Origin of the sequence: Pseudonocardia sp. N23, from assembly GCF_002583555.1 — a bacterium.
GTDB lineage: Bacteria > Actinomycetota > Actinomycetes > Mycobacteriales > Pseudonocardiaceae > Pseudonocardia.
This window is the reverse complement of sequence record NZ_BEGX01000066.1, coordinates 1-11,100: the sequence shown is the minus strand read 5'-3', so window position 1 is coordinate 11,100 and position 11,100 is coordinate 1. Positions and strand designations below refer to the sequence as shown.

Here is an 11,100-nt window from a genome sequence, read left to right as displayed (position 1 = left end):
GCCCGACATCGATCAGCCTCTCACGACACGCCGCGACTGCCGTTGCAGTACTAGGTAGGCCTCGGTGTGCGCCGAACCGACATGAGCGACTATCCGCCGCCGGCCCTGCACGGACTCGGCGATCTGGACCGCCGTGGCGCCCGAGGCCGTCCGCACCCGCCTCACCCACGCCACGACCCCGAGCCTAAAGCACCCTTTTAGTGCCTCAGATCGAATCCAGCGAACAGTATCATCCCAGGTCAGCACGCTACGCCCCGCGGAACTCGGCCGAGGTGACCGAAGTCAGGCCAGAAGATCAAAGTCTCCCGACACGCCGGGGCGGTTCACCCGCCTCGTGATGCGTGGTCGAGTCCTCGTCGTAGTTGACCAGTCCGCCTCGATCGGTGTGCTGGACGTCGCTGCCACCAGTAGCCGCAGCCGCTTTGACAACCGATAGAGACACCTCCTGTCTGCCAAGGCCCGAACAACGGCGTCGGCGGTCAGGACGCCGCGGGCACGCGGACGATCAGGGCGTCGCCCTGGCCGCCGCCGCCGCACAGCGCGGCCGCACCGACGCCGCCGCCGCGACGGCGCAGCTCCAGCGCGAGGTGCAGCGCGATCCGGGCGCCCGACATACCGATCGGGTGACCCAGCGCGATCGCGCCACCGTTGACGTTGACCTTGTCGTCGGAGATGCCGAGCTTGCGGGCCGAGACGACGCCGACGGCCGCGAATGCCTCGTTGATCTCGACGAGGTCGAGGTCGGCGGGGTCGATACCCTCCTTCGCGCAGGCCTTCGCGATGGCGTTGGCGGGCTGCTCGTGCAGGCTCGCGTCCGGACCGGCGACGACGCCGTGGGCGCCGATCTCGGCGAGCCAGGTCAGGCCCAGCTCCTCGGCCTTGGCCTTGCTCATGACGACGACGGCGGCGGCACCGTCGGAGATCTGCGAGGCCGAGCCGGCGGTGATGGTGCCGTCGGAGGAGAAGGCGGGGCGCAGCTTCGCGAGGCTCTCGGTGGTGGTCTCGGCGCGGATGCCCTCGTCTGTGGAGAACAGCACCGGGTCACCCTTGCGCTGCGGGATCTCGACGGGCGCGATCTCCTCGGCGAAGACGCCGTCCATCGTTGCCTTGGCGGCGCGCTGGTGCGAGCGGGCGGCGAACTCGTCCTGGTCGGCGCGGGAGAGCTCGTAGCGCGCGTTGTACTTCTCGGTGGACGCACCCATCGCGACCTGGTCGAACGCGCAGAACAGACCGTCGTAGGACATGTGGTCCTGCATGGTGACGTCGCCGAACTTGAACCCCTCGCGAGACTTGGCGAGCAGGTGCGGTGCCTGGGTCATCGACTCCTGCCCGCCCGCCACGACGACGTCGTACTCGCCGGCGCGGATGAGCTGATCGGCCAGGGCGATGGCGTCGATGCCGGAGAGGCAGACCTTGTTGATCGTGAGGGCGGGGACGTCCATCGGGATGCCCGCTGCCGCCGCGGCCTGGCGCGCAGGGATCTGACCGGCGCCCGCGGTGAGGACCTGGCCCATGATCACGTAGTCGACGGCGTCGGGCGCGACGCCCGCGCGCTCGAGCGCCGCCTTGATCGCGACGCCCCCCAGCTGGGCGCCCGAGAAGCCCTTGAGGGAACCGAGCAAGCGCCCCATGGGGGTGCGGGCACCGGCAACGATCACGGATCCGGACACGAAGACCTCCAGCGACTGCGGCGGCGAAGCGGTGGACGATTGACGGCGTTCTCCGGCCGACCGGCCGGCCGGGACGCACTGCCGCACCAGGGCCGGGACCTTCCAGGGACCATACCTGCAGTCGCCGGCTTTCGAACCCGTGAGAACTGCACGGACGCCCAAGATTACAGTTACCTTGAAATCCGCATGCGGGATCGCCCGACCATAGCTCCAATGCGGGGACCGCAAGGATCGACGGGTCCCGATGGGCGATCGCCACATGGGCTTCTATCTGCGAGAAAGAAACTCGGCTCGACAAGCACTCGAGCCGGTCAGGGCAAGCCCCACACACCATCCGAACACCGCTGCAAGGCTGAAGGAAGAGAACATTCCGAAAGCAGCAGCTGCCGGTGCGGACGCCAGCACCAGCCATGGACTCGCCTTGCCAGCGCCAAGCGCCCTCTCCCCGTGCTCAAACCACCGATAGACAAACTACCGGCCTGCAGCCCAGCGGTCGGAGTGGTGACCCACTCCGACCGCCGCACTCTGGCGCAGACACCAACGGATAGCAAACCGAACGCATGAGCGATCATTGTCAGAGATTGCAGCTCACATTCTCTTGGCGACAAAGGCTAGGATGTCACCCTCTGCCCATGCAGAGCCCACCGAGGCACAGCGGATAGTACTAGCGCACGTCGCCCAAGATGTCCGTATTCCGCGTCTCTCGCAGGCCAGCCACCGCAAGCATACCCAGGCACGCACTAACACCGCCGACCCACAGAATCGCGCCACCCAAACCGACCTGATCTGCCAAGATACCGATCGTGAGCGGACCAACACCAGCGATGCCACGGCCAACATTGTAAGCGAACCCTTGGCCGGTCGCACGAATCGAGGTCGGAAAGAGCTCCGCCAAGTAGGCACCCAGTCCAGCCGACTGCGCCTGCGCAAAGAAGCCAAGCGAGAAGCAAATCAGATAGCCGACGAAGCCTTCTCCGACCAAAGGACTGAGGACAAACAGCGCAATTGCGCCCGTGGCGCATGCCAATAGGATCCAGAATGCGCGCCGCCGACCAATAGCATCATGGAGAAATCCTGCAGTAACTGCGCCAAGGAACGACCCCGCGATGACAACCCAAGTGTACATCGCCGTGCCAACTACTGAAAATCCCTTAACAGAGGAGAGGTAGAGCGGCAGAAAGACAAACACCGAGTAGTAAATGCCCTGACACGCCAGTCCCAGCATGGTCGCGAGGATCGAGGTCTTCCGAAGCCCAGGAGCAAACAGATCTCGGACACGCGCCTTACGCTCAGGCGCCACAGTCCCAACATCAACACGGTCCCGCATCGTGCGCCGAATAATAAACGCTGCAACCGCGGGCAAGACACCAAGAAGGAAGAGATAGCGCCAAGCCGTCTCGGGAGGCGCAATCGAGAATACGATGAGATACAGAGCTGTCGAGATTGCCCAGCCGAGCGAGTAGCACCCATGGATGAAACCCATGACACGTCCGCGTACCCGCGGATTGAGGTACTCAGCAACGAGTGCAGCACCCACCGCCCACTCGCCGCCGAATACGAATCCTTCTAGTACACGCCAGATTATGAACTGCGTCATATCTTGCGCAGTCGCTGTAAGACCAGTAAACAAGGAGTACCCAAGAATAACATAGGTGAGCACTCGCACGCGGCCAAATCGATCAGCGAGGTTGCCGCAGACAATTCCACCAACAGCGGATGCTGCGATGCTCGCAAACGTAATCCAGCCTACCTGCGCTCTCGAAATCGACAGCACAGGGAGCACGACGGTAAGTGCGAATGAATACATCGTCCATGTGACGCCATCAAGACCCCAACCGACACCGGCGCTCGCGATCGCTCGGCGCCGCATAGAGTCTGACGGACCAGCTGAGACAACTTCCTGTTTCTGGACTTCTTCGGCCATCTGCCCAACCTCCATGTCGGTGACACGCCAGTACGCGGATTGCTGGCACCCAGCGATCCGCTCGTTCCCTTGCCCAATTGCCTTATTGCGCTAGCGGCAGGTCCATTTACCAACCAGACGGGAGGCGCTGGAATAGACCTGCAGCGCCAAAAATAACCTGAATATGCGCAAGCAGGGTTAGAGGAATTAAGAGCCGGCACCGATGAGGCCCGCTTGTTGGGCCAGTCACCCATATCTGAGAAACGATCTCCAGGGCCTTAGTCAGCACCCGCATGCCAAATGAAGGACTCAGACCGACCGTCCGGGGAGGCGGTTGAACAGGGTCTGCCTGCGGATGTCGATGCTCTGTAGGACGACGATCACGATCCGGGTCCATGACGCCCTCCACATCGTTGTGATACGTGGCATGGAATTACGGTGACTGTAGCCTTCAACCTGCCGCCGCAACAGGATTTTTCCATCAGGTGAAAAACCAACGGACCCAGTATCGCGATAATTTCTCCCCCCGAGCTCTTCCACTCCCGGGGCCAGAGCGCGCCCCTGAGAACGGCAGTAGCTGCCGGCAGCCAGATGCCAAGGGGGTAGATACTCCTGGAAATTGACGAAGGGTCCTACCCACGCCCAGGCCAGGACGGATAGGACCCTTCGTTAAGACACAGCCAATAGGTAGGCCACACCTTCCGCTCTAAGGCGGCCAAGTACTCACCACTGCAGCAACGGACCGTTGCCAAGTAGCCCGAAGCAGACTAGGTACTGTCGCCTGCTACCCCCTATCGCTGCGCGGCAGCCGGTGAAAACACCTCAACAAGCTTGTCGGCCTTCTCCAGATAGGTATTCGCGTTCTGAATCTTAACCTCCTCATAGCCGCGAACCATGTCAGGCAATGTCGCAATCTCCACCGCTACACTGTGGTTTTCGCGGGTCAGATTAGCGGCAATGAGATGAAGATCTGCGATGTATCGATCACGCAGTGACCGCTCCAGCCGACGCACTGCTGCATAGCCGAACACGTCAAGGCGACTGCCGCGCAGCATATGAGAAGCTCGGAGAACACGTAGTGCCGGACGTGCCCAGGATCCCAGGCGGATCTTCCGTTTCATTCCGAGCGCCCGCAGGGCGGGCGGATGCAGATTCCACTTGTACTTCACATCATCTCCGAATTCGGACCGGAGCCGCTGATCGGCATCCGAGTCCAGAAGGAGCCGCGCAACCTCATATTCGTCCTTATACGCCATTAGCTTGTAGAGGTGTTGCGCCACAGCAATGGACAATGTGGACTCATCCGGGTCCATCGCGCCTGACTCAGATGTCCGGACGGTCTCGACGAGCGATGCATATCGGATCGCATAGGCCTTATCCTGATATGCAAGAAGCTCACGCACCCGCCGGCTGACGGAGAGCCCAAGTTCACTATCGGCGCTGCAGGAAACAAGCTTCGCAATTTCGTCGACAACTGGATCCGCAGGCAACTCTCGTGTAGGGACCGCTCCATTCAGCGATGAAATCTCCGATTCGATTGCACCAGGATCGGCAACATACTGTCGACCTCTCCGAAATGCTTGAATGTTCGACTCCTTCATCGCTCCATTCAGAACGATTGCCCGCTCAATGTATGCTGCCGATACCGGCAAAGCACCGATCTGGTAGGCGCAGCCTAAGAGGAAGATGTTCGCGAGCTGGTCGTCACCATACAGCAATCGAGTCACACTGCGCGCATCAACAGACAGTGCGGCATCAGCCCGTGCATCCGAGAATAGACCGCTAACCATACCATCGACAGACGGGAACTGAGTTGCTGTGTCGACAATCATTTGACCGGTCGGAACTGCGTCGGTCGATACAACTACGGCAGTCCGCGTCGAGTTCATTACCTCGCGATTCTTCGGCTCGGAGCCGACTAGTACATCGCAGGCCAGGTAGAGGTCGCACTCCGCATTAGCAAGCTTATTTGGTGCGGCGACAGGCCGAGGAGATATCCGGAGGTCTGACACCACCGCGCCGCCCTTCTGAGCGACACCTGTTTGGTCAAGGCCTCGCACATATCGTCCTGCGAGATACCCAGCCATAGCGATAATCTGGGCGACTGTTACGACACCAGTGCCGCCAACACCCGAAATTCGAACCGTAAATTCGCCGTCAGTAGCTCGGTTGAGCGGCTCTGGCAGATCGGAGCTTTCGATGGTCCCCGCGGGCCTCCTAGCTGCTACGTTTCCGGGCAAAACCGTCACGAAAGATGGACAGTCTCCATCCAGACATGAATAGTCCTTGTTACATGACTGCTGATGGATCTGTGTCTTTCGACCGAACTCAGTGTCGACAGGTTGTACCGACAGACAATTAGACTTTACGCCACAGTCGCCACACCCTTCGCAGACCCGTTCATTAATAAACACACGGGTTGGTGGATCATTCAACAGGCCGCGCTTGCGCTTTCGACGCTTCTCCGCGGCGCATTCCTGATCGTGAATCAGAACAGTGACGCCAGCGGTCTCTCTCAGCGCCTCGTGTGCCTCCGGCAGGCGATCGCGGTGCCATACCTCAACTCGCGGGCCTAAACGTCGCTTCCGCCCGTAACGTGTCATGTCATCAGCAGTAACGATGATTCTCTCAACGCCTTCAGCTGTGAGCATCTCCGTGAGCTCACGGATGGGCATTTGCCCAACAGCCCGTTGCCCGCCTGTCATGGCGACAGCGGAATTATAAAGAATCTTGTATGTGACGCTCACGCCAGCTGCTATCGCAGCCCGAATGGCGAGACTTCCAGAGTGGCTGAATGTTCCGTCACCCATATTCTGAATGAGGTGAGATCGCCCGACATAGGGCGACATACCGAGCCAGTGGATTCCTTCAGCGCCCATCTGGGCGAGACCGAAGACGTCACCAACAATGGACTCATCCATCCCAATGACCATGCCATGACAACCGATTCCTGCTCCGACGAGCGACCCCTCAGGGACCTTGGTCGAGCGATTGTGCGGACACCCTGAACAGAAGTACGGCGTACGAGGAATGAGGTCGAGGGCGATCCTTCCGCGCATCCGGCTCTTACGGTCCCGAAAGGCACTCAAAAGCGGCAGGGACACAGAATCCTGCAGGACCCGCGCCAGTCCGACTGCGATGGCATCCGGATCTAGCTCGCCGACCGGGGCAAAGAGTTCGCGGCCCGTAGTGTCGGTCTTTCCGAGGACGCTCGGCTGAGTGTCGGAACCGTAAAGGGCCGACTTTATCTCGGTCTCGATAAATGCGCGCTTCTCCTCAACCACAATGATCTTCGACAGGCCATGAGCGAACTGCCGAATCTCGTCGCGATCGATCGGAAAGACGAGTCCGAGCTTCAGCAGGCGAATGCCGCTGTCGGTAATCCCAGCTTCGTCAATTCCGAGGCTAGCGAGCGCGTGCCGAGTGTCGTGATAGGTCTTGCCGGCGCAGATAATTCCAACTCGGTCGTTGCGGCCTTCGAAGAGTACCCTATTAAGACCGAACTCCCGCGAGTAGGCTTTTACGACAGCCAGGCGCTGATGTACGGCTGTTACTTCATTCGCAACGGGTACGTCACCAACCGAACGTGCATTGATGGTATGACTATAGAGATTCAATGATTCGCTGTTCGACAGGCGCTCTGCGAGGTCGTCATAATCGGGCAAATCGAGAGTAGACGCACCCTCGGCAACATTAGTGAAGAGCTTTAGGGCCACCCACAGTCCAGACGCGCGCGACATCGAGACGCCGTGGAGACCGAGGTCAATAATTTCCTGAGAATCGGCGGGGGATAGGGTCGGAACTAGAAGGTCGGCCAGCGCCGCCTCTGATGAGCTAGGGAGTGTGGACGACTTTGAGATCGCGTCGTCGCCCACAAGTGCCAGCACCCCACCATTAGGATGTGTGCCGGCGAAGTTGGCGTGCCGAATCGCGTCGGTTGCTCGGTCTAGGCCTGGCGCCTTGCCGTACCAGACACCGACAACCCCATCATATCGAGCATCGCTCGCTCCAGAAGCAATCTGCGTACCCTCGATCGCCGTAGCAGCAAGGTCCTCATTCAGGCCTGATTGGTGGGATACATTATGGCTGCCGAGGATCTGTGCAGCTCTGGCTATTTCGAGGTCGTAGCCGGCGAGTGGGGATCCCTCATAGCCGGAGACAAACACCGCTGTGTTACGAGACATCGCTTGATCTACGCGTCGTATATCAAGCAGCAGACGAACTAGCGCCTGCGTCCCTGTGAGGTGGAGCGTACCGCTGTCACGGGTGTATCGCTCAGCAAGAGTTTCGAGTGCACGTTCGGGAACCGTCATGCTTCTATATCCTATTCGACATAGCTCGGGACATGAGCCTCGTGTCTACTCGACTCGGAACCGTGCTGCGAGACCTGAACACCCGGCAGGCGGCCGAGTTATCTTGTCGTCATATCAGTGTGTCCTATTACCGCCCGATAAGCGGCATGTTGGACCGGAACAGCCTCGTGATCGCCGTCGTTAATTCTAGGAGCTCACCAGCCAATCGCCGCCGGAGCGGACCTTGTTAACAAGGCCTCGGAATGCCGGCCAATTACCGATTGCTACCGCCCCAACCGTATCTCCATCACACCAGAATGACCCTGCAAACCCGCGACATCCGTCGACTCCTTCTGCCAGCTCGAATTGAGCCTCCCGCGAGTCTGTGATGCCAATAGAGTGAATAGGATAACCGTAGTGATCGGACCGCATGAATTCGTCCGGTCCGACGAACGAGTGCTCATGTTTATGAGACGCTCCCAGGAGAGTTCGCGCAGCTATACGGCCTTGACGTTCGGGCGAAATCCACCTTCCCTGATCTGCGAGCTCGGGAGAAGCGTCGGACTTCCAGAATGCAGCATCGCCCGCGGCGACGTAGCCCGGCGGCGCTTGGCGAACTGCCCCGGATTCGTCGCAGAGAATTCGATCGCTGCGCTGAAGCGCCGCTTCGCCTAGCCACTCAGTGTTGGGAACGGTACCGATATCCAAGACTGCGATGTCACTCTCCACGACTGAGTTGTCTGCGAGTAGCACAGTGGCTCCTGTCTCGGTCGTTGAGATCGCCCTAATTTCAGTGCCAAGTCGAAGATTCACCCCATCGCATGCGGCCAGATCGACGCAGGTATCTGCGGCACGATCCCCTAGCTCGTTCTCAAGGGGAAGAGGTCGTGAGTCCACGATCGTGACATCCAGGCCCTTTATGCGGCATGCTGCTGCCACCTCATTACCAATGAATCCGCCGCCGATCACTGTGACCCTTGAGGAACGACTCAGCGCGTCCTGGAGGCGCAGTGCATCATCCAGGGCTCGCAGATAGTGAATTGGGCCAGAGTTGTCGAGAGGCTGCGGCCATCTCCGCGCGCGCGCGCCTGTCGCAACAACAAGGCCATCATACGGAATCTCATATCCGTTTGACAGGTGGACGCACTGGCGTGCCATATCTAGGCCCGTAGCCGAGTGTCCCAAGAACCAGTCGGCGTCGATCTCGCTGTATCGTTGAAATGTCAGTTGCTCAGCTGGCATATTCTTGCGAAGAAATTGCTTCGAGAGCAAGTCACGCCGGTATGGCGCGTGGGTCTCTTGACCCACGATCGTCAACTTTGCATCGAACCCGAGCCCCCGTAGAGTGTGAGCAGCGCTGATGCCTGCCAGGGATGCTCCCACAACAACGATGTTCTGCATGGCAAGGACCTTGTTATCAGAGAATATGGTTTGAGGTTCATAACCTGTCTGCTGATGGCACTTACTTGTAGAGTCCTCCAAACTCGTTGGGTGCGAGCTCCTGAATGCCAGGATCTAACCGCCAAACGCTTGCGCCGTTCTCAAATCTGATCTGCAAGTAGAAGTGCGCTCCCACGTTTCCCCCTGCCTATCGCCTGCTGTTCCCTGGAATCAGTTTGCGGCATGTGCCGCCGCATCGATGTTGAACGTGGCGGTGAGCGCGCGGCGCTGCTTGTCATCGGCTGCCTCCTGAGGGGCAGCACCTCCAGGTTCATTCGAGCCTGCCCAAGGTAGGGGCGCGACTAGGTTTCTCGCTCGATGAGAATCCATATAGCGTTTCGTTGCGTCGGACCGTTGTCTTGTCCTCGGTCGCGGGTGCTGCATTCCCGTGTCCGCACGGCTCATGCCCTAGGCCGGCTGGCGTCATGCTTGGCGTCATAATGCGCAGCTAAAGTGAGATCGAGATCCCGCCGATCAGCAAGCTCAGTATCGGTTGGACTGCTTAGGAAGGGTTTAGTGATGGATTTCAGCTATTCCGCTGACCAGATGTCGCTGATGGAGCTGTCGCGAGACTTCGCATTGAATGAGGTCCAGCCCTACGCCGCGGAATGGGATGCTACCGGCACAAATCCGCGTAAGGTTCTCGATCACGCCGTGTCGATCGGCCTAGGCACGATCTCGCTGGCTCCCGAGTACGGCGGTGGCGGTGCGGGGCTCATCGAGGAGGTGATCGTTGCAGAGGAGGTCGCTTATGCTTGCGCTGGATTTGCGAGCTCGTTGACCCTGACTTCTCTTCCGGCGAGTGCGGTCGCTCTAGCTGGTAACCGGGATCAGAAGGCTGAGTACCTGTCGCGGATCGGGAGTGGCTCGTATGCGTCATTTGGTATGACTGAGCCGGCCGCCGGGTCGAATGTGGCAGGGATCACTACACGCGCGGTGCTCGATGGTGATTCGTATATTCTCAACGGCAGCAAGACATGGATCACGAATGCACCCATGGCGGATTTTTTTGTGGTATTTGCAAAGACCACTCTTGATGCGGGAAGGAAGGGTATCTCTGCTTTTATTGTCGAAGCATCGTCGGCCGGCCTGTCTGTCGGACCGCCGCTTCCAAAGCTTGGCCAGAAGGCATCTGTTTCATCGGAAGTGTTCTTTGAGAATGTACGGGTCCCCGTAGAAAATCGTCTTGGAGATGAGGGGCAGGGGTATTCGATTGCAATGCGTGCTTTCACCCACTCGCGCCCGATTATTGCGGCCATGGCGGTTGGGCTGATTCGTAGGTGTCTGGACGAGTCGCACCAGTACGCATCGGAGAGACTCTCGATGGGTGTTCCTATTAGCCACCATCAGGCTATTGGAAGTAAGCTCGCTGAGATGTCCTGGAAGGCGTCTGCAGGCCGTCTTCTCACTCACAAGGCTGCGTGGCTTGCCGACCAGGGAACTCCGTCAGTCCTAAGCGCTGGCCACGCGAAGCTGTTCACAGCTGATGCTGCCGTTGAATCTGCCTCCGAGGCTGTACAGGTCCATGGAGGCATGGGATACAGCCGTGAGTACCCTGTCGAGAAGCTCTACCGAGATGCGAAGCTCTACCAGATCTATGAAGGCAGTAGCGAGATTCAGCGAATCGTGATTTCTCGAAGTATCAGCACCCCAACTGATCCGTCCTAAGTGTGGTCCTGGTTCGCCTGTTCTCTAGCCGTCAATACTTGTTTTGACCCAAAGGCATTGGCATCTGGGCCCTCTAGCCCGGGCTCTTCATGGTGGGCCGGGCGGTAGGTGACCCCCGAAAGAAGAA

At 59.4% G+C, this 11,100-nt stretch carries 5 protein-coding genes; 1 reads left to right on the top strand and 4 read right to left on the bottom strand.

The window, feature by feature from the left end; all coding sequences use genetic code 11:
* Nucleotides 1-479: 479 nt before the first annotated feature.
* The 4 genes from TOK_RS19835 to TOK_RS35425 all read right to left on the bottom strand — a co-directional run bounded on the left by TOK_RS19835 (nt 480) and on the right by TOK_RS35425 (nt 9,266).
* Nucleotides 480-1,670: an acetyl-CoA C-acetyltransferase gene (locus tag TOK_RS19835; RefSeq protein ID WP_098959500.1), complete on the bottom strand. Its 1,191-nt coding sequence runs from the start codon at nt 1,668-1,670 to the stop codon at nt 480-482.
* A gap of 664 nt (nt 1,671-2,334) precedes the next feature.
* A complete protein-coding gene (locus TOK_RS19830; protein WP_172457665.1) occupies nt 2,335-3,594 on the bottom strand; it encodes an MFS transporter in 1,260 nt (419 codons plus the stop codon).
* Nucleotides 3,595-4,364: 770 nt separating this feature from the next.
* Entirely contained in the window at nt 4,365-7,886 is a 3,522-nt protein-coding gene (locus TOK_RS19825) for an indolepyruvate ferredoxin oxidoreductase family protein (RefSeq protein WP_098959502.1), read from the bottom strand.
* A gap of 186 nt (nt 7,887-8,072) precedes the next feature.
* On the bottom strand, nt 8,073-9,266 hold the full coding sequence (locus TOK_RS35425) for an NAD(P)/FAD-dependent oxidoreductase (protein ID WP_098959498.1): 1,194 nt from the start codon (nt 9,264-9,266) through the stop codon (nt 8,073-8,075).
* A 558-nt stretch (nt 9,267-9,824) separates the two neighbouring features.
* Here TOK_RS35425 and TOK_RS19815 point away from each other — a divergent pair.
* Nucleotides 9,825-10,973, top strand: a complete 1,149-nt coding sequence (locus TOK_RS19815; protein WP_098959501.1) for an acyl-CoA dehydrogenase family protein — start codon at nt 9,825-9,827, stop codon at nt 10,971-10,973.
* The last annotated feature ends 127 nt before the right edge of the window (nt 10,974-11,100 follow it).

What these genes read in the sequence shown, in the direction of transcription:
- TOK_RS19830 (WP_172457665.1), bottom strand. Translation starts at nt 3,594, where the DNA reads ATGGCCGAAGAAGTCCAGAAACAGGAAGTTGTCTCAGCTGGTCCGTCA.
- TOK_RS19825 (WP_098959502.1), bottom strand. Translation starts at nt 7,886, where the DNA reads ATGACGGTTCCCGAACGTGCACTCGAAACTCTTGCTGAGCGATACACC.
- TOK_RS35425 (WP_098959498.1), bottom strand. Translation starts at nt 9,266, where the DNA reads ATGCAGAACATCGTTGTTGTGGGAGCATCCCTGGCAGGCATCAGCGCT.
- TOK_RS19815 (WP_098959501.1), top strand. Translation starts at nt 9,825, where the DNA reads ATGGATTTCAGCTATTCCGCTGACCAGATGTCGCTGATGGAGCTGTCG.